The 23,313-nt window shown below is 42.3% G+C and carries 15 protein-coding genes and 1 pseudogene; 7 read left to right on the top strand and 9 right to left on the bottom strand.

Annotated elements, in window-relative coordinates:
• Positions 1-51 precede the first annotated feature (51 nt).
• Positions 52-1,551 carry a UDP-N-acetylmuramoyl-L-alanyl-D-glutamate--2,6-diaminopimelate ligase gene (locus D1367_RS11360; RefSeq protein ID WP_118166556.1) on the top strand — a complete coding sequence of 500 codons (1,500 nt, stop codon included), beginning with the start codon at positions 52-54 and terminating at the stop codon, positions 1,549-1,551.
• Positions 1,552-1,834: 283 nt separating this feature from the next.
• Entirely contained in the window at positions 1,835-3,286 is a 1,452-nt protein-coding gene (locus D1367_RS11355) for a DICT sensory domain-containing protein (RefSeq protein ID WP_118166555.1), read from the top strand.
• A gap of 193 nt (positions 3,287-3,479) precedes the next feature.
• Here D1367_RS11355 and D1367_RS11350 read toward each other — a convergent pair whose 3' ends face one another.
• From D1367_RS11350 to D1367_RS11335, 4 genes and pseudogenes are all read right to left on the bottom strand, one after another.
• Positions 3,480-4,148, bottom strand: coding sequence for an AIM24 family protein (locus D1367_RS11350; protein WP_118166554.1), 669 nt, complete (start codon positions 4,146-4,148; stop codon positions 3,480-3,482).
• 160 nt (positions 4,149-4,308) lie between these two features.
• A pseudogene (locus D1367_RS11345) lies at positions 4,309-4,872 on the bottom strand (N-acetylmuramoyl-L-alanine amidase family protein); the annotation flags it as partial.
• A gap of 92 nt (positions 4,873-4,964) precedes the next feature.
• A complete protein-coding gene (locus D1367_RS11340) occupies positions 4,965-6,374 on the bottom strand; it encodes a sensor histidine kinase (protein ID WP_118166552.1) in 1,410 nt (469 codons plus the stop codon).
• 415 nt (positions 6,375-6,789) lie between these two features.
• Entirely contained in the window at positions 6,790-7,299 is a 510-nt protein-coding gene (locus D1367_RS11335; RefSeq protein WP_118166551.1) for a GNAT family N-acetyltransferase, read from the bottom strand.
• A gap of 214 nt (positions 7,300-7,513) precedes the next feature.
• On the opposite strand from D1367_RS11335, the gene nrdJ reads away from it, so the two are divergent.
• The 3 genes from nrdJ (at position 7,514) to D1367_RS11320 (ending at position 13,416) form a co-directional block, all read left to right on the top strand.
• Positions 7,514-10,930 carry a ribonucleoside-triphosphate reductase, adenosylcobalamin-dependent gene (nrdJ, locus tag D1367_RS11330; protein WP_118166550.1) on the top strand — a complete coding sequence of 1,139 codons (3,417 nt, stop codon included), beginning with the start codon at positions 7,514-7,516 and terminating at the stop codon, positions 10,928-10,930.
• A gap of 226 nt (positions 10,931-11,156) precedes the next feature.
• Positions 11,157-12,170, top strand: coding sequence for a zinc-dependent alcohol dehydrogenase family protein (locus D1367_RS11325; protein ID WP_118166549.1), 1,014 nt, complete (start codon positions 11,157-11,159; stop codon positions 12,168-12,170).
• Positions 12,171-12,747: 577 nt separating this feature from the next.
• Positions 12,748-13,416, top strand: a complete 669-nt coding sequence (locus D1367_RS11320; RefSeq protein ID WP_225892277.1) for a peptidoglycan-binding protein — start codon at positions 12,748-12,750, stop codon at positions 13,414-13,416.
• A 724-nt stretch (positions 13,417-14,140) separates the two neighbouring features.
• On the opposite strand, the gene wecB is transcribed toward D1367_RS11320, so the two are convergent.
• Positions 14,141-15,271, bottom strand: coding sequence for a non-hydrolyzing UDP-N-acetylglucosamine 2-epimerase (wecB, locus tag D1367_RS11315; protein WP_118166548.1), 1,131 nt, complete (start codon positions 15,269-15,271; stop codon positions 14,141-14,143).
• Between the two features lie 395 nt (positions 15,272-15,666).
• Positions 15,667-16,041 (bottom strand): hypothetical protein, encoded by a 375-nt coding sequence (locus tag D1367_RS11310; RefSeq protein WP_118166547.1) that lies wholly within the window; start codon positions 16,039-16,041, stop codon positions 15,667-15,669.
• A 735-nt stretch (positions 16,042-16,776) separates the two neighbouring features.
• On the opposite strand from D1367_RS11310, the gene D1367_RS11305 reads away from it, so the two are divergent.
• Positions 16,777-18,054 (top strand): type IV pilus twitching motility protein PilT, encoded by a 1,278-nt coding sequence (locus D1367_RS11305; protein ID WP_118166546.1) that lies wholly within the window; start codon positions 16,777-16,779, stop codon positions 18,052-18,054.
• A 320-nt stretch (positions 18,055-18,374) separates the two neighbouring features.
• Positions 18,375-19,142, top strand: coding sequence for a circadian clock KaiB family protein (locus tag D1367_RS11300; protein ID WP_118166545.1), 768 nt, complete (start codon positions 18,375-18,377; stop codon positions 19,140-19,142).
• 232 nt (positions 19,143-19,374) lie between these two features.
• Here D1367_RS11300 and D1367_RS11295 read toward each other — a convergent pair whose 3' ends face one another.
• The 3 genes from D1367_RS11295 to D1367_RS11285 all read right to left on the bottom strand — a co-directional run bounded on the left by D1367_RS11295 (position 19,375) and on the right by D1367_RS11285 (position 23,150).
• Positions 19,375-20,283 (bottom strand): M23 family metallopeptidase, encoded by a 909-nt coding sequence (locus D1367_RS11295; protein ID WP_118166544.1) that lies wholly within the window; start codon positions 20,281-20,283, stop codon positions 19,375-19,377.
• 189 nt (positions 20,284-20,472) lie between these two features.
• Complete coding sequence (locus D1367_RS11290; RefSeq protein ID WP_118166543.1) at positions 20,473-20,910, bottom strand: DUF6918 family protein; 438 nt, start codon at positions 20,908-20,910, stop codon at positions 20,473-20,475.
• Positions 20,911-21,455: 545 nt separating this feature from the next.
• Entirely contained in the window at positions 21,456-23,150 is a 1,695-nt protein-coding gene (locus tag D1367_RS11285; protein ID WP_118166542.1) for a mechanosensitive ion channel family protein, read from the bottom strand.
• Positions 23,151-23,313 lie beyond the last annotated feature (163 nt).

The raw sequence follows: 23,313 nt of genomic DNA, 5'->3' as shown, positions 1-23,313 counted from the left end.
AAAAATAATGCAGAATAAGCGCAAGATTAAGAAGGTGACGAGGTTCACAACATGAAATTGCGGGAATTACTAACGGCGGTAGATAGTGTTGAACAATTGCCTAGCTATCCGATGCAGGATGTGGAAGTTAGGGGTTTGAAGACGAATTCCCATGCTTGTCGTGTGGGAGATTTGTTTATTGGGATGCCAGGAACGCGGGTTGATGGTGGGGAATTTTGGCAAAGTGCGATCGCATCGGGGGCTGTAGCTGCGATCGTTTCTCCCGAAGCTGTACAAAAAAATCCTCCCACGAATCAGGCTGTGGTCATCAGTGCAAGTAACATAACTCAAGCTTGTGCCCAGATAGCCAGCGCTTTTTACGGTTATCCGGGGCGAAAACTCAAGCTGGTAGGTGTGACTGGTACAAATGGCAAAACTACAACTACTCATCTGATTGAATTTCTGCTCATCAAAGCTAATCTAGCTACAGCTTTGATGGGAACTCTCTACACTCGTTGGGCAGGTTTTGAGCAAACTGCTGCCCACACTACGCCCTTTGCGGTGGAACTGCAACAGCAGTTAGCAGAGGCTGTAAAGGCTGGTAGTGAGTTCGGGGTGATGGAAGTAAGTTCTCACGCTTTAGCCCAAGGGAGAGTGTTGGGTTGTGAATTTGAGGTAGCGGTGTTCAGTAATCTTACTCAAGACCATCTCGATTATCACACCGATATGGAAGATTACTTTGCCGCCAAAGCGTTGTTATTTAGCCCTGATTATCTCAAGGGACGGGCAATAATTAATGCTGATGATTCTTACGGGAAGCGCTTAATTGCCTCGTTAGATTCTGAACGGGTTTGGAGTTACAGTGTCAACGACAACAGCGCTGATTTCTGGATGAGTGATTTAAATTACCAGCCAAATGGTGTCAGTGGTACATTACATACACCAAAAGGTGATGTAGCTTTTCAATCGCCCCTAGTCGGACAGTATAATTTAGAAAATCTTCTCGCAGCCGTAGGAGCAGTTTTACACTTAGGGCTAGATTTGCAGTTAGTGGCAGCTGTGATCTCTGAGTTCCCCGGAGTTCCCGGACGCATGGAACGGGTACAAATTGATGCTAACCAAGATATTAGCGTGATTGTGGATTATGCTCACACACCCGATAGTTTAGAAAATTTGCTGAAAGCTGCACGTCCGTTTATACCGGGTAAAGTGATTTGCGTATTTGGTTGTGGTGGCGATCGCGATCGCACTAAGCGCCCAAAAATGGGTAAAATTGCGGCTGAGTTAGCTGATGTTGCAGTAGTGACATCAGATAATCCCCGGACTGAAGACCCAGAACGGATTTTGCAAGATATTTTAGCGGGAATTGCTGATACAGTACAACCAACTGTAATTTGCGATCGGGCGATCGCAATTCGTACCGCTATTTTACAAGCACAACCCGGTGATGGAGTGTTACTTGCTGGTAAAGGTCACGAAGACTACCAAATTCTCGGCACCGAAAAAATCCATTTTGACGATCGAGAACACGCACGCGACGCTTTGCACCAAAGACTGAATATACAAGCTTAATTTGGGCATTGGGCATGGGGCTGTTATCAGTTATCAGTTATCAGTTAAAAGTTTTGAAAATCGTCTGTGATAACTGTTCACTGATAACTGTTCACTGATTTGAGTCCCCCTGCTCCCCCCACTCCCCACTCCCCACTCCCCACTCCCCACTCCCCACTCCCTTGTAAGTGTAGTTTTTTATAGTTAATGTTTCTTTCCGTGGGGATTTTGTAAAAAATGCACACATAAAGGTGAAAATCGAAGACAGAGTTATTTCTTGCTTCATTCAAGTTGTGCTTGACTCATGAATGTTTTTCTAGCTAAGGATTTGTCTGTTTATCAAGTAGTTATGGGAGTGCAAGCGCCTCCTAAACCATTGTCCCTCAGTCCTGCTACTCTGCTATCACTGGTGAGAGCGCAAATTGACTTACTAATTGAGCAGCAAATTGCAGCCACTTTATGGGTGAAGCTACCACCAGAAAAAATTTGGCAATCAGAACTAGCGCGTTATCAATCCTCGGTAGGTGCGTCTAGTCTCATTTATACTTGCCAGATTGACGAGAGTCAGAAAGGGGAAGATGAGGGAGCTGGCGTTGCAGGGGAAGAAAATACTCCCTCATCTTCCTCATCCCCTCATCATGTCCCCGTTCACCTATCACCAGATAGCCAAATGCGACGGGAAAACTTTCTGATGGTGTTATCGCCCCAGTTTTGCAGTTTAATTTTGGCTCATCGACCACTTAAAAAACGCAAAAATAAGACATCGGGGAAGGTAAATACTAATAAAAACCAGCCGTTACTGATTATAAATACTCTTGAGGGGAGAGTAATTCAGCAAGTATTAAATGGGATTGAACAAGCGATTACGCCAGAATCATCCCCAATACCTGTTGATTTTATTTGTCCAGCTGCGCCCCAAGGCGCACTGATGAATCAACTGTTTGCAAAACAACTCCTGCGACAAGATGAAATTAATCGTCAAATCATCAGAGTCCGCACTACCAAGTTGCAGCAACAAAATCAAGAACTGAATAACAAAGAGCAACTCAAAGATGAATATCTAAAAAATGTATGTCAGGAATTGCGTACACCCTTGACGCACATGAAGACAGCACTTTCGTTATTGAATTCCCCTAATCTTAAATCCCCCCAGCGACAACGTTATTTACAAATGTTAAATACCCAGTGCGATCAGCAAAATTCTCTGATTAATGGTTTGTTGGAACTGGTGCATCTGGAACGTAATTTAGAGGGAACAGCTTTAGAGTCGGTGCGGCTCTCAGATATTGTACCTGGAGTAGTTAGTACCTACCAACCTCTAGCCCAAGAAAAAGGGATTATGCTAGCCTACACTGTACCCACTGAACTTCCATCTATTTGGTGTGTGAGTGGTGGGCTGAGGCAGATTGTGATTAATCTGCTGCACAACAGCATTAAGTTTACTGCTAATGGGGGTGAAGTATGGGTGCGTGCCCGACTTCAAGGCGATTATGTCCAATTAGAATTCCGCGACACAGGTATCGGTATTGCCGAAAGCGAGATTTCTAAAATCTTTGACCGATTTTATCGGGTGCGTACAGCAGCAAATGAAGATCATGGTGGTGCTGGGTTGGGGTTAACAATTGTACAGCAATTGCTGCTACGCTCTGGCGGTTCTATTTCTGTAAAAAGTAAATTATATGAAGGTTCCACATTTACAGTGCAACTCCCAAGCGTTGGCGATACCCCAAGAGCGATCGCAATAGAAAATGAGTGATGAGTTACAATTATCCCCTGAGTTAACTTTATGCTGCTATAGCAATCCTATTTGTGTTATAAAAATTTTAGTCATTTGTCATTTGTCATTGGTCATTGGGACTAATGATTAATGACAAATGACTAGATTTACCCACAGTAATTCAAAAAAACGAGCGATCGCACAAGCATGTCGGAAAGACTTACAATGATTATTAGCTAGAAGTTTTTGGTAGCGCGGCAGTAATTTGGCGGAGCATCATGACTTGCCAATAAGGTATAGGAGCCAGCAATACAGTACCAGTTCCCTCAAAAGTATTCACGAGGAATTCACCAGAGGACATCGAACCTAAAAGAGATTTAGTAGCTTTTTCAACGCGATAATTTAAGCTACTTGTGCGAGCGATCGCAAAATTTCCATCCACAACTAATCGCTCATTTTGCAAATTTATTATTTCTACAGGGCCTTGTGCTACCATAACGACTCTACCCCTGCCTTTGACTTTTGTTTGAAACAATCCCTCACCACCAATTAAGCCTGATACAAATTTGTTGCGTTCAGCTCCTACTTCTACAGTGCCATCACTAGCCCAATAAGCACCACTATCTAAAATCCATTCACTACCGTCTAATTCTAAAATGTGATATCCCGATAAAGAAGGCTCTAAATATAATTCACCAGTGCCTGTATATGTAGGACGGAAAATGTTTTCTCCCGTGGCTAGGGATTTTAAAAATCCGCCTGCTGAAGGGGCTTTAGATTGCATCTGAATATTGCCACGGATATAGTACATAGCACCAGATTCAGTTCGGACTGTTTCGTTTTGCAAAGTTACCTTGACTAAACGCAAGCTTTCTTTTTCGATTACTTCAAAACTTGCCATAATTTTCCTTTTGATGTTTGCAGAAATGTCTACTTGGCTCTTAAGCAGAATTTATATACATTTTTGGCATCTATTTTTACAGATGGCAAGTCAGAAAAATTTACTGGCATTAAACTATACTAATTCCAGTCAGCACTTAACTTTATTTGCATCTACCTACTTAAGTGATCGCACCCTGAAACCACTTAACAACACCATCTGCCAAGACTCGCGCTAATTTTTTTTGTTCATCGGCGTTGGCTATCCATTCAAATTCTTCGGGGTTGGTCATAAAACCCAGTTCCATTACCACTGATGGTGCTGTAGAGGGACGAGTTAGCGCCAAGTTGTTCCAAAACACCCCTATTGATGAACGCCCTAGCTGGTTAACTAGATAATTGTGGAGAAAAACGGCTAGACTATGGGCTTGGGAATGATACCAAAAAGTTCTAATGCCTTTGGTATTCTCTGCATTTCCGTCGTTAGGTACTGCTGTGTAATGTATAGTTAGAGCGATCGCTGGTTGTTGTTGATCGATCATAGCTTGGCGATCAGACAAAGCTAGTTCTCTGTCATCTTCTCGCGTCATCACTACTACCGCACCTCTTAAGACCAGTTCATCACGCAGCAACTTAGATACTGTCAAGCTGACATCTTTAGCTAAATATCCTGTTGGCCCAGCTGCGCCAGTCTCTTGCCCTCCGTGTCCTGGGTTAACCAAAATCTTAATGCCAGATAATGGTTGTAATTGTACCTGTGCAAAAGCTGGTGAAGAAATGAATATGGAACTGATCGCTAAAGCTAAAATTGGTTTCACTCAATATAGACTCTGACTAGTCAATTATGTATATTGCTAACTTCTAAGGGGAGGAAAATTGTCAAGACTTCCCCATAATGTGGACGCTGACGCACAATCAGTTTGCCACCGATCGCTTGAAACAAATGCTTGGTTGCGGCAATATTCAAGCTAATCGTACCCGTTTCTGGTTGGAACATCAGCAATTGACCTAGAGCTTTGCGAATTGGTGGCGTTGGAGGTATGGCGGCTTTACTTGAATCTTTGCACCCAAATTGGGGCGATAATTGTAACTTAAGTTGATCTCCAGCCGGGATAACTTGTACTTGAATATGGCTACCAGCAGGTAAGCTGCGAGTAAAATTCTCTATCAAACCAGTGAGTACCTGATCCAGCATCATGGGATTACTTACCACAGTTGGTAGTTGCTGGGGTAAAACGACATTTAAAGTTAAGTTCCGCCGATGCGCTGCTTGTTCCCAACGGGGAATACTCTGCTGCAACACTTGATCTAAAGACATCGGCGTGAGTTGAGTTTTTGGCGATTTTGTTGAGGTAGTAGTTTCCAATTCTGCTGCCTTAAACAGCAACTCCATCCGATCAATTTGCTCGGTACACTCATGATCAATAATTTTTAAGCGATTAGTCACGCTGGCATCTAAATCCCGCCGCTTCAGCAGCAGGCGAGTCATGGTGCGAATAGTTGTTAAAGGTGTGCGGACTTCGTGAGCGAAAGCTTGTAGCAATTCTACATCAGGATTTTGGGCATTGGGCATTGGGCATGGTTTATCCTCCTTGTCCCCAGCCTCTTCTGCTTCTGCTAATTCCTGAAGTAACAACTGGCTAAACTGAACCATGATGCGGCAATCTGGCGCTACGGGAGAATACTGTTGTACTAATGTATCTAGGCGGGCAAAAAATTCTGGATTAGCCAGCATGACTCTTGCTCCTAGCGATCGCCAAGCCTGTTGTACTACTTCTGGCTCAAAAGAAAATGAAAAGGTTTTTTTACCGTTTTTGTGAGTTGCTAAAACCAGTACTAAACTAAATTTATCTGTAAAAACCAAGCAAAACTGCTCTGCACCTAGTGGATCGGCAGGTAATAAAGAAAGTACCGATTCATGGGGAGCCATTTCTTCATTTACAGGCGCGATTGCATCTGGCATCTGAAATGGCATCAGTGCCAAGGGATTAAATGGTTTTGCGGTAAAACTTACTGTTTGTAAGCTTTGAGTTAGTTTTGGCTGACTAAATAAGGGTGCTGGTGCAGCTAAAACTAATCCTTGGGTTGCGTCAACTGAATCAGATGCTAAAGTATTTAATAGCAAATGTTCTGTCGCTGCTAGGCTAACACGCCACTGCCGCTCTGCTTTAGCAGGTGAACATTCAGCCAGACTTGATTGATTTTGGGCCAAGATTTCGCTCAGACTTGGCAATATCCATTTGTACACAGGCTTTCACCCCTTAATTCAAGAGCGACTAACAGCGTCTAGGGTAGACATTACACTACTACCTAAGAGGTTATAGCTATTTGTGTACTGATAACAGTGGTAGAACCGAACAATTCGGGCGCAATTTCCCCTCTAAGGGCGATGTCTACGACGGGCTACGCCTACGCACTTTGATAATTGTGCTGATTTCGCTTCTCGAATCGGGATTGCAATGACAAACTCTGTACCTTGCCCCTGGTGGGCGAAAAAATCCTTGTTTCCCAAGGTAGGTAAAAACCCCACCCCTAGTGTCGGGCTGAATTAATTGCGAATTGCTCTCTTCGTAGCGGGGCGTTCGCTTGTAGCGTCTTCAAGAGTTGCCCATTGCGAATTGCGAATTGGTTTTATCTGCCTCATCCCTAAATTTGTGCGCGAGTTACACTCCATCAAAAGTAGATGGATAAAAAACTTTTCCTTTATACCTTTTTTGATAACTTTGCAGTGGTTTAACCATGAAGACATCCTCTGGTACTGGAAAAGGAGACTCAATTTCATAAACAACAGAAGGCTGAAAGCCAAAGCGAGTATAAAATTCGGGATGACCTAGTACAATTACTATGGCTTCTTTCTTTGCTTCTGCTATTTCTAACCCTACTTTTATTAGTGCGCTACCAATACCTTGTCTTTGAAACTGTGGATGAACTGCCAAAGGTGCTAAACCGAGTACCTGTAGCGTTTCTTCACTCACCAGGTCAATGTAGCTGAATAAAATATGACCGACTACAACATTTTCAATCTCTGCAACTAGAGAAAGTTCTGGAACATAGCGGTCAGAACGGCGAATTTTCTCTACAAGTTTAGCCTCATTTTCTTGCCCAAAGGCTAATGTATTCACCTCAGATATTACTGTGTAGTCTGACAGCGCTTCACAACGGATATTGATCATTTTAAAAATACTTATCAAGTATGGGTGCTAATTGAAACTTTATATTAATATCATACTCAAGAGTGAATGATATTATACATTATAAATTTCTGTTGCAAATAGTACGGTCTATAGCTAGCGTAAAGTGGACAATTTGACAATCTTTAATACTCAAACTACTTGGCGTATAGTCATAATCTGTCCGCACGCAACAAGAACGCAAGACACTTAGTATATGGTTCGAGAGCTAGAAAGAAAACGCCAGAGTGCAAAGTTTCCCGAAACTGCACCGGCTGCTAATCCCGTATTTTTTAGAACCTATAGCCGCCGCACAAAGGCGGGACTAAGGGAAACATGGGATGAGGTATGCGATCGCACTCTACTCGGCTTAGTCGAGTTGGGAAAGCTAACTCAAGAAGAAGCTGTCATCCTGGATAGGATGCAGCGCAACTTGAAAGCTATGCCCAGTGGGCGCTGGCTGTGGGTTGGTGGTACAGACTGGATAACCAAGCCAAAGAATTTTTCCGGGGCTTATAATTGCACTTCTACCAATCTTGAAGACTGGAGCGCATTCGGATTAATGATGGATTTGGCAATGATGGGCTGTGGTACTGGAGCCGTCCTAGAACCACGATTTATTAACCAGTTGCCCCCCATCCGTAATCAACTGAATGTGACTGTCCAAGGCGAAATTGGCAGCACTCCTGTGCAACAACGGCGTGAATATACTCAAACTCATATAGAAGGCAATAACGTCACTATTCACGTTGGAGATAGCCGTGAAGGTTGGGTTGAATCATATCAAGCCCTATTAGAACTTTCCACTAATGAACGATTTGGCAAGTTAGAGACGCAAAATTTTGCGTCTGTAGAAGTATTAGTTGATATCAGCGATGTCCGAAAAGCCGGAGAAACTCTCAACGGCTTTGGAGGAGTTGCTAACCCTGTGAAATTGCCCGGACTTTATCAGCGTTGTGCCTCCATCCTGAATAAAGCTAGAGGACGGCAATTAAATTCAGTTGAATGCTGTCTATTAATCGATCAAGCTGCTGTAACAATTGTTGCCGGTAATATTAGGCGATCAGCTGGCATGAGGCAAGGTTCTAGCGAAGATAGTTTGTTTGCCGATGCCAAAGATAATTTATGGCAGCAAGATGAAAGTGGCAACTGGCGAATTGATCCAGAGCGTGATGCACTCAGGATGGCAAATCATAGCAGGGTCTTTCACCACAAACCCTCATTAGAAGAATGTCTTAATGCTGTCCGCAAACAGTACTATAGCGGCGAGGGAGCAATTCAATGGGCTGGTGAAGCCGTGGCGCGATCGAACATTGATTTACTGCCAACACAAGCTCTAAAAGTTAATTTTTTGCAAGCTTATGAACAAGGAGCAGCAAAACAGTGGTTGCAGAATCGCTATCCTCAGCTTAATGCGTTGGAATTGGAACATCGTTTGTCTCGTTACGGGTTAAATCCTTGTCATTCGGGCGATACATTAGTATCAACTGACCAAGGGTTAGTACCAATAAAAGATTTAATTGGTAAGCCATTCAGAACCTTGGTGGATTTGCGCTCAGTAGGATTAGATGGTGTCAAGTTGACTGATGCGATCGCGTTTGCTACTGGTGTACAAACAACTTATACAGTAACCTTAGAAAATGGGTTACAGATGAGATGTACTGCTGACCATAAACACTTTACTAATCACGGATGGGTAGCAACCAAGGACTTAACCTCAGAGCATAGTATCTATATTCAAAAAGGAGAAGGAAGTTTCGGTGAAGGTACAATCACTATTGAACAAGCTCAAATGCTGGGCTGGTTATATGGTGATGGTTCAATCTACAAAGGATATAGAAGTTTAGATGCAGTATTCTATATCAATCAAAAGGAATACCCAACAGTTTTTCCTCTCCTAAGCCAAGCTGTCGAATCTCTAACAGGCTATAACCATAAACCTAGTTTGGTGAAAGGGGTATATACCTTTCATAGTGGTTCATGTTTAATGAATTCATTCTTGGAAAAACTAGGCATTCAGTCAAAAAACTGTTTACCAGATAGCTTTCTAAATCAATCAAAAGAAGTCATCATTGGCTTTCTACAAGGTTTATTTTCTGCTGATGGTTGCGTTAGTCTTAAGGCAAGACATGTAGAACTTCGTAACCTTTCTAAAGATTTCCTCCGACAAGTTCAGTTATTGTTACTAAACCTGGAAATCAAAAGCAGTCTAAAACTTAAACAAAATCCAGGAGAAAAAGGTGTTTCTTACATCTTGAAAGATGGAACGGAAAAGATTAGTCAAAATAGAGGAAGTTGGCGCCTGATAGTTTACTCAGGAGAAGGAGTCAGAAACTTCTATAAATTAGTTGGTTTTCCTCTTGTACCTGAAAAACAGCAACGTCTAGAGCAACTTGCAACAAAGAAACTAGCCAGGAGTTATAGTGAAACTATTATCAACCGATGGTTTACTTCAAAAGTTCGCAGTATTGAAGAGTTTGGTGAAGAATCTGTCTATGATCTTCATGTTCCGCTAACTCACTCATTTATTGCCAACGGTTGTATTACTCACAATTGCGGTGAAATTATCGGCTCTAATTTTCACTGCAATTTGTCAGAGGTTCACCTCAATCAAATCGATCCACATAACTACAAAGAACAAGAGGAGGCTTTCACTGCTGGGGCGCTATCTGTAGCAGCACTTTTAAATCACAAATTCCTGGAACCACGTTATCAATCCAGTCGGGAATTAGACCCGATTGTGGGGGTTTCTTTTACAGGTTTATTTGATTTCTTTGTCCATGCTTTTGGTGTTGATTGGCTGCGCTGGTGGGAACAAGGAAGACCGGCAACTGCACAAGGATTAGCTTTCAAGCGTGAGGAAGAAAAATATCTAATTTCCTGGAAAGATATTGTACATCGGGTAGTTTGGGATTATTGCGATCGCCACAATTTCAAGCGTCCAAATCGTTGCACTACAGTTCAACCCAGTGGCACGAAGGCATTATTAACTAATGCTAGTTCAGGATGGCATCCCCCGAAAGCGCAAAGATTTATTCGCCGTATCACCTTCGGCAAAAATGACCCAGTAGCCTTAGCTTGTATTGACTACGGTTACAACGTCATTCCCTCGCAATCAGACAAAGACGAACAGGGCAATTTGCTCAACGATCCCTTTGATCCACGCGTGAGTGAGTGGTTAGTAGAAATCCCTGTTTCTGTATCTTGGGCTGATTTACCAGGTGCTGATGAAATTGATGTTTCTAAGTTTTCAGTCTTAGCTCAATTTGATTTTGTTCTCCAGGTTCAACGCTGGTATGTGACTCACAACACATCAGCAACTTTAGAACTTCGCTCAGATGAAATCGAACCTTTAGGACAGCGCATCTACGAAACTATCCAAAATGATGAAGGATATATTTCAGCCGCCCTTTTAGCTCGTTTTGACGATTTGCAATCATTCCCACGTTTGCCATTTGAACCGATAGATAAACCAACCTACGATCGCCTAAATCAAGAAGTAAAAGCACGGCGGAAAACAGATGATTTCTGTGCAGTCTTAAGCCGCTACGATTTAGGCGAAATGGCAGAGGCTGGCCCTAGTGGTTGCGATTCTGATAAGTGTATGTTTCCCGATCAGCAACCAAGCTCATAAGGCGAAATGACTATCAATTTAGAGTAGGGCTATTTCGTTCTAAACATAAACCGCCCAGAACTAAAGTTCAGAGGCTTTTAGCTTAAGTCCACGCTTAGTGGACTAAAAGCCTTTCCTTAGTCGTCTTTAGACGAATGAGTGCTATTAGCCTCAGAATAAATTCTGAGGCGGGCTAGATGAGAATGAAATAGCCCTGTATATAATCTTTGGCAAAAGGATTTCGCCAATGAAAGCTTACGAAATTCAAAGCAACGCCGGGATTGATGCCCTCGCATTAGTCGATCGCTCTGAACCAAAACCGACTGCGGGACAAGTTCTCATTCAAGTCAAAGCAACATCCCTAAATTACCGCGATCTGCTTGTCATTGAAGGTTCTTACGGTTCTGGACAGAAATATCCCTTAATTCCCCTGTCTGACGGTGCGGGGGAAGTCGTAGCGGTAGGGGAAGGTGTGACACGGGTTAAAATAGGCGATCGCGTCGCTGGTATTTTCTTTCAAGACTGGATTTATGGCTCTTTAACCAAAGAGAAAATGAAATTCGATCTCGGAGGTGGTATTGATGGAATGCTGGCTGAGTATGTCCTATTACACCAAGATGGTTTAGTAATATTACCTGACCACCTATCCTATATTGAAGGCGCAACTCTACCTTGTGCAGCAGTCACAGCTTGGCATGGACTGGTAACAAAAGGCAATATTGGCGCAGGTGATAGTGTTTTATTACTCGGTACTGGAGGAGTTTCAATTTTTGCTCTCCAGTTTGCTAAAATACATGGTGCGAGAGTGATTATTACTTCCAGCAGTGATGAGAAATTGGCACTAGCTAAACAGCTTGGTGCTGACGAAACAATCAACTATAAAACAACACCAGATTGGGAAAAGCAAGCTTACCAATTGACTAATCGCACAGGTGTAGATCATGTAGTTGAGGTAGGCGGTGCAGGCACTCTGCCAAAATCACTGCAAGCACTCCGCATTGGAGGACGTATTAGCTTGATTGGCGTATTGTCAAGTAGAGGAAGTGAGATTGACCCCATGCCAATACTCTTTAAGAGTTTAACAGTTCAGGGTATTTATGTTGGCAGTCGGGAAATGTTTGAGGCGATGAATCAGGCGATGCAACAACATAAAATCAAACCGATTATTGATCGAGTTTTCCCCTTTACTAAAGCACGAGAAGCTTATCACTATCTCAAAAGTGCGGCTCACTTCGGTAAAGTCGTAATTCGTAATTCGTAATTTTAATAAGTATATCAAAGCCCTATTTATACGTTGATTGAAGACATATAGGCAGCGTTGAAAACCCTTGTAGAGACTGGGTTATAAATTTACGGACAAGTCTACTGGGCTTCATGCCCAGTAATCGAGCCAGAAAATTTTTTTGAGTTATGTGTGCGAAGTTGAGCCGTCCTAAATTCAGATCCCCATTCAGGTTATGTGGAAAAGTTAACGATTTACCTAATCCCCTAACCTCCTTCCCGATGCTCTAAGCGGGAAATTCAAAGTCTCTCGGGCTATGAGACTCGGAATTTATTCCGAGGCGGGATAGAAACGTAGTGCGAGATTTATTAATTAAAGATATGGCTGCGACAAAACTTGTGTGTACACCGTAGCTCCGACTCAAAGAGGGATAGCGTTAAACTTTAGTTCAAGGCAGGGAGAGATCAAACTCACGTTAATTTTATTTTTTCTTAATTGTGCTACCAGCAAAAACCTTTTGAAAACGGAGGGATATAAAATATACTAAGAGTAAATACAGAGAAAACTGAAATAGTTCTCTGTATTTACTCATTTTTTTCATATATTGGGGTGTATTATGGAATATCTTGCTTATTCTCAGATGTTTATTGCTCAAGAAGAGGCATCTCGAAACACCAAATATAATCCGTCTAAATCTCAATTAGATACCAAAAAACCTCTTACATCTTCTCATATAGTTATTACGAAAGAAGAGACATCTGGAATCACCAAAGCTAAATTCAATTGGAAAAAACTTCTTAAATCTTCAGCTTGGTTAGCTTTAGCTGGTGTTGGTGTATTACTTATTGCCGCTGCTCAAATCCAAATAAGTTCAGCTGCATTTGTCAAGACTAACGGCAGTTGTTTGCGTATCCGTACAGGCCCAAGCACTAACTATTCATATATAGATTGCGTACCAAATGGAACAACACTTCCAGCCATTGAAAGGTATGAAAACGGTTTTGCTAGACTTTCTACGGGTAGATACGTTTTTGCTCGATGGGTTGGTGATAGACCTAACAATCCTCCTGTAACTAGACCTGGTGGTGTTGGCGGTTCGGTGATTCTTACCCCTGGTTCTAGAGGTCAGCTTGTAAGAGATGTTCAGACAGCTTTAGGTAATCTCAGAGTCGATGGAATTTACGGTCAAGAAACTGTTAGCCGAGTCCGAAGTTTTCAGGCAAGTAAAGGTTTACTTGTAGATGGTACGGTGGGGCCAGAAACACGAGCAGCTTTAGGTATTTAACCAGAAGTCGCCCTTTTAAAATCTCGTTTCTAGTTTCTACTATAGGACTTACACCAATTCACGAAAATCCTGATAATATAGATTTCTCGTAGGGGCAAGGCGCAATGCCCATTGGTGTCAACTTAACGTGAAAAGTAGCTTAACTGTTGGCTTGACTCACCCGCCTTGAACTAAAGTTCAAGGCTAATAGCTAAAGTCTACTGAAGTAGACTAAAGATTATTGGGTATATTTCAGTCATCTTTAGATGACTTGAGCTATTAGCAAGGAGCTTCAGTTCCTTGTGGGACACGGCTTTTACGTTAAGTTAACGCCTATGGGCATTGCGCCATGCCCCAAAAGAGCGTATTTGTATCATTATTAAAGTGAAATGGTATTACACAAAATTAGACGCTGTAGGGGCAATTCATGAATTGCCCTTACCTGCGTTGTTTGCGTAATTCCTGTACTATTTTCTTGTGGGATGCAGAGAAATCTAAGCTAAAGAAGTCTTAGAGGATGTTTGAAAAGTCCTTCAGCGTGTGTTTCACTACCCTGGCTACCGAGAAACTGCTACGAGAGAATAGGAGTTTTGGGATTTGAGATCCCACCCCTGAGTCGCACTTGAGGCTCAAGCCGACCCTTTTCAAACATCCTCTTAGATTCAAAAAAAAGAAAAATCGGCAGAAAAGCCGATTTTATGCACCTTAAAAAACAGAAATTTTGCATTTTGTTTAATCTAAATTCCTAAGTTGATGTTTCTGATGAAACACCCAGGTAATTTTGTACAATCTGCAAAATGCGCTCTGCTGCATGACCATCCCCAAAGGGATTAATTGCATTTGCCATTGCTTCATAAGCATCTGGATCACTGAGTAACTCAGCAGCATTTGCAAAAATATTCTCACTCGTAGTGCCTACAAGTTTGGCTGTACCGGCTGCAACAGCCTCTGGTCTTTCTGTGGTATCTCTTAAAACTAGTACTGGTTTTCCCAAGCTGGGGGCTTCTTCTTGCAAGCCACCAGAGTCAGTTAGCAAAAGATGCGATCGCCCAATTGCACCCACCAATTCCCCATAATCTAGAGGATCTGTCAAGAAAATTCGGGGATGATTGCCTAAAAGTTCTTGTAACGGAACTCGCACTGTGGGATTGCGGTGTAATGGTAATAGCAAAGCTGTATCAGGAAACTTGTCTAAGATTTGTAAAAAGCCTTGAGCGATCGCTAACAGAGGTTCTCCCCAATTCTCCCGACGATGAACTGTTGCTAACAGAACGCGGTATGAATCCCAGTCTAAACCTGGTACATTACAAACTGCTTGGGTTGCAGCTACATTCAACAATGCATCAATTACCGTGTTACCCGTCATGTGAATTTCACCCAAAACACCAGAACGGTGCAAATTTTCCACAGCCCAAGGAGTCGGCGCAAAGTGCAACTGAGTAATTTGAGAAATCAACCGCCGATTAGCTTCTTCTGGGTAAGGATTTAAGATATCATCAGTTCTTAAACCTGCTTCTACATGACCGATAGGAATTTTTTGATAAAAAGCTGCCAAAGCTGCGGCAAAAGCCGTGGTAGTGTCTCCCTGCACCACCACTAAATCTGGTTTTTTCTCCTTAAATAATGCTTCTAACCCTTGTAAACTACGGCAGGTAATATCATTTAGAGATTGCTGAACCTGCATAATTTCCAAGTCATAATTTGCCTTAATGTTGAACAGTTGCATAACTTGCTCAACCATCTCTCTATGCTGTCCAGTTAGAATTACTTGCGACTCAAAACTTGAAGACTTTTGGAAAACCTGAATCACAGGAGCTAGTTTAATCGCTTCTGGACGAGTACCCAAAATAATGCAAACACGTTTTTGATTAGTCATTAGTCATTAGTCATCTGTCATTTGCCAATGGTTATAGTCAATGCTCTATGGTCAATAGTCAATAGTTAGCAGTCAATCATCACATAAACCATAAATATAAAAGCATAAATCACACAATAAGCATAAAAAAACCCGGCTTAATCGGGAAGATGCACTGTTTATCGAATTTATCTTAGGACTTACGCAAAATATCTCTCAAACTCTCATTTCTCTGTGCCCGGTTATTGAGCGAAGTCGAAATACTGCGCCTGGAGCGGTTCGTTATTCCGTAACTCATGCGTAAGTCCTATATCTGTAATGACTATATCTTGATATCATAAGTTAAATCACAAACAGCATGAAAAAACCCGGCTTAACCGGGCAGACGCACTGTTTGTCATATTCACCTGTAATGACTAGATTTTAATCTCACAAGTTAAAGGGCAAGCAGCGTAAACAGTAGTCTGCATTTGGTCTGCCTCTCCATGCAGCCAGCTTAACCATTTAACTTCACTGGGATGAACTCCTTTAACAGTTAGTACACCCGCAGCCAATACAACTGCCATGACATTAAACATTATTAAAGCGCCTGCTACAAGCAAAACAGCACTAACAGGCATCACAGATTGTAAGATGATCGACAACAGACATCCGACCGTAGCCATCAAGACAACTAGTGGAAAACCGACAACCAACAAACATACTGCTAATGTAAAAGTCCATATTAAAAAGCTTTTAATCATCAACAAGGAGTAGGTCTTTCCTTGATTAGAGCTTTGAGCAGAAACCATGACTTTTCCTCCCAAAAATACACAACGAATTTTAATTTTCAGTCCTATCTCGCTTTTGGCGAGTGAACTAATTTTGTTTCTCAGTGAAATTCAGTATATAAAAACTAATTGGGAAAATGAGCATTTATTTACTAAACTTTACAGTTAATTTTTTATAATTATGAATTAGAAATCAACGTTTATATCTATGTCAAACAACTTGTTTTCTGCATCTGCCTTCAGATATATAAGCTAAAAGGTATAAGCTTTTAACCTTGATCCCCAAGATATTAATCCTATTCTACTTAACATTTCTTATAAAAATCAGTATTGGTTCTCATAATTCATAGATGGGCTGAACAAATGATCTGCTAGTGTTTGTGCTGTTAATTGCTGGCAATTCGTGTCCATGCGTGAGATAAATTTCTCATCTAAGGACTGAGAATATTTATGTTTTGCTTTAAGTATTATAAATTACTGAATAATCTCTGTATTTTCTCTGAAGGAGTTTGAGTCATTATCTGTGTTAAACCAGTGTAGATAGGTTAAATACTTTATCTAAATAATCTGACTAGTGGAATTTCAGGAAAAAAAGATACAAATTGATGTGGATAAAGTGGATTGAACATGGTTCTAAAGTTTCAATCGCCTCCCATCACCACTAAAGCTGGCACTCAAGCACTCTCCAAAAGTCATCAAAGTAAGTGACTTGACTTCTCGTTAATTCAACTTTTTAACTGCCAAATGTGAAGATATATGACACAATCACAGTCTCCATCAAATTCTAACTCTGCTGCTCCCCGTAACCTGCCACCAATGCCACCGCCACCACCCCCAACCTCTAGTACGCCCCGGCAGATGACACAAACACTGGATATGTCAATGGATAGGACTACCAACGTTTCTGTTGCAGGTCATCGTCCGGTTAGTCCACCGCCAATACCTACTTCAGTTCTCCCTAAAAACAGCAGTGCGGGGCCTACTTTAGAGAAGTTAATCAGGCAAGCTTACGATGAGGGATATTCTGACTTGCACTTAGGTGTAGGTGAAGTACCGCGCTTCCGCACCCGAGGAGAAATTCAATCATGGGATTATCCAGAAACAGATAAACAAGCTTTTATGAATTGGTTGCGGGAGGTGATGAGTGAGGCGGAAATTCAGCGCTTTGAAGAACACTTAGAATTTGACGGAGCAACTCAATATGACTTTGCTCGCGTGCGGATTAATGTTTTTGGCACTCTTAGAGGGCCTGCGATGGTGTTGCGCTTGATTCCTCTGAAAATCTTAACTATGGAACAGTTGAGATTACCCCCAGTTTTTCGGGATATTTGCCATCATCACAAAGGTTTAATTTTAGTGACAGGGCCCACTGGTTCTGGTAAGTCCACCACAATGGCGGCGATGGTTGACTACATCAATAAGGAGATGGCCAAGCATATCATCACCATTGAAGACCCGATAGAATTTATCCATCAAAGCCGCAAGTCTTTAGTCAAACAACGAGAAGTGGGAATGCATACCCGGAAATTTGACAACGCTTTGAAAGCAGCTTTGCGGGAAGATCCAGATTTGATTCTGGTGGGGGAAATGCGGGATAAGGAAACAGTTAACACCGCCCTAAAAGCCGCTCAGACTGGTCACTTAGTTATGGGAACCCTGCACACCAATAGCGCTGTCAAAACCATTGAGCGGATTCTCAATCTCTACTCTGGTGATGAACAGGATGCAATGCGGGTGGCAATTTCTGAGTCTTTGGTGGCAGTAATTGCTCAAGGTTTGTGCCGCACAACTGACGGGAAGCGGGCTGCTTTCCACGATGTGCTGATAAATACTGAAGCGATTAAAGAATGGATCAAAGACGGTAAGTATGATGAAATTGGCGAGTTGATGAAACAAGCTAGCTTTGACGGCATGGTTACGATGAATCAGTCGTTGCTCAATCTCTATCAAGACGGTCGCATCACTGAAGAAACTGCTTTGGAAATGTCGCCAACTCCTAACGAAATGGCACAGTTTCTCAGAGGTCGAGTTTAAGATTGGGCATGGGGCATTGGGCATGGAGAAGAGACTTGTTCAATATTCCCCCTTATCCCCCTCATCTCCCGGTTGGTGAGCGAAGTCGAACCACATCTCCCTCATCCCCCTCATCCCCCAATACCGTTCAGTTAAGCCCAAAAATCTTGGTAAAGACGCGAAATTTCGCGTCTCTACAGGTTTAAAATCAGTACCAAAAATCCTTAACTGAACTGTATTGCCTCATCCCCACTCCCAAATATCTTTGTCATCCTGGTTGAGGTTATAGGTAAGGTAAAAGGTAAAAGAGAGAATTTTTTACTTTTAGCTTCTTAACCTCTGTGAATAATTTGACGACAAACAAACTATCTACACCCCAGTTGTTTAAAGGTATTGCCCTATTTACACCTGGAGGAGATTTAATTTACTGCATCGACCCTAGCAAGCAAGGTCGATGGCATTTGCATTTGTGTTCAGCTTTGCAAGAAATCTTAGATTTACCAGAGCCACCGCACTTTTTAGTGCCTTGTTATACTGCAACTATTGACCACTGGTTAGATCCACGCACTCAACAAGTGCGTACTTTTGCTGAAGCTTATCCGGCTGTCATTAGACATCAAGCTTTGCTTAATGCCATTTTTGGCACAGGGGAGTTAGTATGGCAAGCTGCTCCTTGGCAAGAGGGGTTGTGCGATCGCATGGTCTTAACAACTTATCGTTCCTCATTCCCGCAGCTTTGGGAAGATCACGATTTAATTGTCCGTCTAGACCTTTCTGAACCTGTGCCAAAATACCACCAACCAGTAATAGTACAAAAAAAGGAAGCTATTACACAAGGCTATGTTCTGCGATTGTTTGTTGCTGGACATAGCAGTACCACCGAACGCATTCTGCAAAATTTACACGAATTGTTAGAGCGATCGCTGGGACATCCTTATACTCTGAAAGTGATTGATGTTTTAACTCATCCAGAACAAGCAGAACTCAATCAGGTTTCTGCAACTCCTACCCTTGTCAAAGTTTGGCCGCACCCAATTCGGCGAATCGTTGGAGAGTTGGATCATGTAGAAAAGATTTTACAAATGTTAGCTGCTAAGGAAAAATTTTAAGTTTTATAACGAATTGAGGCTTAAAAGTGAAATGCAGAGGTTTCATAGGTAGCTAAAATTATCCAAAGTGAGTTCTTTGGTTCTTTGGAGAGCTAGAGGCATAAACTGAACTTTTGCGATCGCATCACAATTGCTCATGGCTACAGCAATATACAGATAATTATGGACTGACTTAGCAAATTGATCAACTCAAGCGATCGCTTGCAGTACATTCACATATTTGATGGTAACTTTATGGCGATTTTGTTAAATTATCAAATCGGTCAGAACGCATCTGAGTGCCATTTCGCCAAACTTCCACTTTTTCAGGGCTGACTAAATAATAAAAACTACCATTATCTGCTCGATATCTGCCTTTGGCAATATTTAAAGCTGCTATTTTTATAGGCTTGCTAGGGTCTTGTTTCAACTGGCCAATATAAAATAACTGACCATTTTCTTCACAGACTTTTACACGAATACTTGCAGTCTCACCCTCAATCATGGTAACTCCATTGCATTTAATATCAGTGCTAACAGGTGCAAAACCTATTGAAATTGGCTGTGGTGAAACTTGCTTTGCTTCTGGGGGTGCTGGGACTGGATGCTTCTGGTTATCCACTTGGTGAATTCTAGAAGGAGAATTAACACTTGCAGTTAAGGATGTTAACACCCGAAGGGGATCAACTGCTATTCGACCATTTGGATGAACTTCAAAGTGTAGATGAGGCGCTGTACTATTGCCTGTAGATCCCATCTGGGCAATAATTTGACCTTGAATAACCTGTTGACCCTTGTTCACCAACAAACGGCGATTGTGACCATAAACAGTAGTACTGCCATCAAGATGTTTAATAGTTATAGCATTGCCTAATCCCCAATTATCCCAACCTGCTTTGATGACTGTACCAGATGCAGCAGTAACAATAGGAGTTCCAGATGCCCCTGCAATATCAATTCCTTCATGTTGATATTTGCGGAAGCCTTGAGAAATAAACCCTTGAGTCGGCCAGATTAAGTTAGAAGCAGGGATAGGATGCCCAATTGGAGAATCGTCTGCCAACTGTGTTAGGGCAGATGTAGTTGTACTTAATACGGCGGTTAAGGATATTAACGCAATTAGTCCATAAGTGCGATATCGATAAAGGGTAACTTTTTTCATAAATTGAAAGTTTATTCAAACAATAATTCAGATAGTTTCTGATTATTTGCTGTTTCAAGCTGACTCAATAAATATCAGGAAATTTAGCAGATATAACACCTTAGCGCTACAAGTGTAATCTTTTCTCCGTATGCCAGCCACCGACGCATCGAACGGTGGCATACGTTATTGTGATTCTTCCCTTCTGGCTCAGGACTTAGTGTAATTATCAATTACTTTGGCTAAGTCTGGCACTGCTTCTTCTACGTGCTTTTTGGCTGAACCGCGAAGTTTTTCATAGGTTCCTCGCACTATTTGGCGCTTGGCGTTCTTGACTCTAGCATCGGTGACACCGAGGAGCGCGTCTGCCGTCTGAGAGCGATTTGCATTCAGGTATTCAATTGGATCGCCTTTTTGTAAGCCTTGACTCCAGATGGGATCAAGTGCTGTGAAGCACTGTGGTAAAATCTGCTCAACAACATAAGGGATATACCCTGGCTTAACCCCTTTCAGGGCAGCGAAGGCAGTTTTCAAAGCGATGCCACTCATGCCTGACTTGGATGCAAGCTGTCCTTCTATCATGTTGCAACAGTCATCTATGACCATAGCCTTTTTGGTCGGGTTCAAAAGTCCTTCACTCAGTCCCATTTCACTTTTCCTTATCTAAGTACTTAATTTCTATTCGACTAATTTTTTTAGCAAGCAGGAAATTACAGAAAATCGTATCAGAGTTAGAGGATGTTATGGACATCAGGAATATAACTGAATGGTACTAAGTTAAGATACAGCCCTTGCCCTTCTTGACCAGAGGCGGAGCCTCTCTCCTGGGATGCTAAGGTGTACACACAAGTCCGCAGCCATATCTTTATTAATAAATCTCACACTGCGTTTCTATCCCGCCTCGGAATGAATTCCGAGTCTCATAGCCCAAGTCCACTAAGCGTGGACTCAATTCAATGATTAGACCTCTTGCAAAAGTCCCTAACACCCCAATACTGCTCGGATAAGCAGGGGAGGCAGGGGAAGCTCTTGAGGCAGGGGAGGCAAAAACTCAACGCCAGCCTCCATTTCTCCCCCAGCTATTGAACAGCTTGCCTCAACCAAGAAATTCCTTAACCGAGCAGTATTGCCTAACACCCCAGGTCAATATTTAGTCTAAATCAACTGAAAAAGGCGGTAATGAGTCTAAATTTCTAATTAGTTTTGCCATTACTCTGAAAATTTAACGATTGCTCATCATTGACCCAAATAGCTTGCTGAGGCACAGAAATGGAAATTCCGGCCTGGTCTAGGGAAACTTTCAGGCGGCGGCGAAACTCTCGTGCGACATCCCATTGTTTGAGGGGCTGTGTTTTAATCCAGACACGAATAATCAAACCGCGATCGCCAAATTGATCTATTCCCAAAACTTGTGGTGTTTCCAGAATTTGACGCTCCCATTGCGGATCTTTATCCATCTCAAAGCCAATACTTTCAATCAACTTCAAAGCCTTTTCAATATCGGCTTGGTAGGCGATGGGGATCGTTAAATCGGCTCGTGACCAACGGCTAGAAAGATTGGCAACAACTTTAATTTCACTATTGGGAATCGTAATCAAGCGTCCTTCGGAATCCCGCAGTTGGGTCATCCGCAGATTCAGATTTTCTACTAAGCCTCCCACGTCTCCCACAGTAATAACATCGCCTAAAGCGTACTGGTCTTCTAAAATGATCAAGAAACCATTAATCGCATCTTTAATTAAGTTTTGCGAAGCCAGAGACACTGCAACACCAACTAAACTCGCACCCGCTAGCAAAGGAACGATATCTATCCCCAATGACACCAGCGCTAGCAAGAAGCCTACTCCTACGCAGATACCAGTAGCGATGCTTTTAGTCACGCCGGAAAATGTAGAAACTCGCAGTTGCAGCCGTTCAGAACTTTCTGGAGTCAATAAAGCACCACTGCTAATCAGAGTAGTGGTGAAGCGGTCAATTAGGGCATAGATGAGACGGATTGCTACATAAGTTCCCAGGAAGACAACACCTAATCGCAAAGGAAATTGGGCAGCTGTGATAATCCCTACCTGAAATGGTCGTGTGTAGGGAAATAGACCCAAAATAAAGAAACTTCCACCTCCCCAAATTCCGGCTTGAGTTAGCTGAAACAATCGTCTTTTGACTTCTTGAATATGTCGATGTTGCTGTTGATTGAGTTGGGTTGTAATTGGTTGGGCTGCTGAAATTGGGGAGTTTAGGGGGCCTCTGGGGGGTTGGGAGGCAAAGGAGTATAATGCATGGTTTTTGGAACGCCTTTGCCAGCTATATACCCCGCAACTCATCACAATCATTGTCAGTCCAATACCCGCAGCAATTTTGCCTTGGTCGATTAAAAATTGAGCTTGTCTTTCTTGCTTTGCTTGTTGCAAGTCTTCTTGTAAGGATTCTTTGACTTGATTTGCCGATGTCGATATATCTACCTCTCGCAATCCAGCATCCTCAGAAGTGACGGTCATTAGGTATTGGTCGTTGACATAAATTACTGGTAATTGGTTTACTTCCCGAATATCTACCTTGACTGGTGTTTTTGCTGGTGCTTGAAAGTAATTTTGGGCAATTTTCTCCAACTTCTTTTGGATATCTTCTGAACGCTCAGGAAAGTTGCTTCTTGATGCGGCTATCTGAAATAACCGACGACCATCTAAATAAATCCAGCCTGTAACAAGCCGATTATTTGCTTCATTACTCACACTGCTGGGAGATGGTAGCAGCTGCGGTAACAAAGGAATCTGGGCTGTGGCTTTTGGCACAGATACAACAGCTATGGCTATTGAACTAGCGATGCCTACGGCGGTCACTGAGCGCAGCCGAAGTGCGGGCAAAGCCAACGCCAAAAATTGAAAGCGCACTCAAACACCTCCTTGAGTAAAATCTATATAATCACTACTTCAACTATCCTGCGTAATTACTTTGGGTAGATGTACCTATCTAAAGTTGAAGTTTTGCTTTAAGATGATGAAATTTTGATGTTTTTTTGTTATCGTTCTATCTCTAGACAGATGACGACCTACT

It is taken from the genome of Nostoc sphaeroides (assembly GCF_003443655.1).
GTDB classification, from domain to species: Bacteria; Cyanobacteriota; Cyanobacteriia; order Cyanobacteriales; family Nostocaceae; genus Nostoc; species Nostoc sphaeroides.
This window is presented reverse-complemented; position numbering and strand designations above follow the sequence as displayed.